Source organism: Flavobacterium bomense (assembly GCF_003970355.1).
Genome location: NZ_RYDJ01000285.1, coordinates 1 through 1026 on the forward strand (window position 1 = coordinate 1; position 1026 = coordinate 1026).

A 1026-nucleotide genomic window follows, 5' to 3' on the forward strand; every position below is an offset into this window, starting at 1 on the left:
TGGTTTAAGTTAACGCATCGTGATATGGGACATATTGTACGTTATTTAGGTTCAGATGTTCCGAAAGAAGAACTAATTTGGCAAGATCCAGTTCCTGCTGTAACGCACTCACTAATAGATATTAATGATATTATTGCCTTAAAGGAGAAAATAGTAGGTTCAGGATTGTCAGTTTCTGAATTAGTTTCTACTGCTTGGGCATCGGCATCGACTTTTCGAGGTTCGGATAAACGTGGTGGAGCAAATGGAGCTCGCATTCGTTTGGCTCCGCAAAAAGATTGGGAAGTGAATAATCCATCTCAATTGTCGAAAGTTTTAGGAATACTTGAAGGAATTCAGTCAACATTTAATGCTGCTCAATCTAACGGAAAGCAAGTGTCAATTGCCGATTTAATTGTTTTGGCTGGATGTGCAGGAATTGAGAAAGCTGCCAAAAATGCTGGTCAAGCGGTTACAGTTCCTTTTACACCCGGAAGAGGCGATGCTTCACAAGAGCAAACCGATGTAAAATCTTTTGCAGTGCTTGAACCAGAAGCAGATGGTTTCCGCAATTATATGAAAACAAAATACACTGTTTCAGCTGAGGAAATGTTGATCGACAAAGCACAATTACTAACTTTGACTGCTCCTGAAATGACGGTTTTGGTTGGTGGTTTGCGTGTACTGAATACCAATTTTGATTATGCTGTAAATGGCGTATTTACCAATCGTCCTGAAACTTTGACGAATGATTTCTTCTTTAATTTGCTGGATTTTGGTACAACTTGGAAAGCTTCTTCAGAATCTCAAGATGTTTTTGAAGGTCGCAATCGCAAAACTGGAGAATTGAAATGGAAAGGGACTCGTGTCGATCTTATCTTTGGTTCGAACTCAGAACTTAGAGCTTTGGCAGAAGTTTATGGATGTGCCGATTCTCAAGAGCAATTCGTAAAAGACTTTGTGAAAGCTTGGAACAAAGTAATGAATTTAGATCGTTTCGATTTGGTGTGATTCTTTGTTCTATTATAACCAAAAAACTCTCAAGGC

1 protein-coding gene is annotated in these 1026 nt (G+C 39.0%); it reads left to right on the forward strand.

Annotated features, from left to right (window positions below; translation table 11 throughout):
• Window positions 1–990: peroxidase family protein (locus tag EKL98_RS17350; protein WP_317125415.1), on the forward strand; the 990-nt coding region annotated here is incomplete at its 5' end.
• Between the last annotated feature and the right edge of the window lie 36 nt (window positions 991–1026).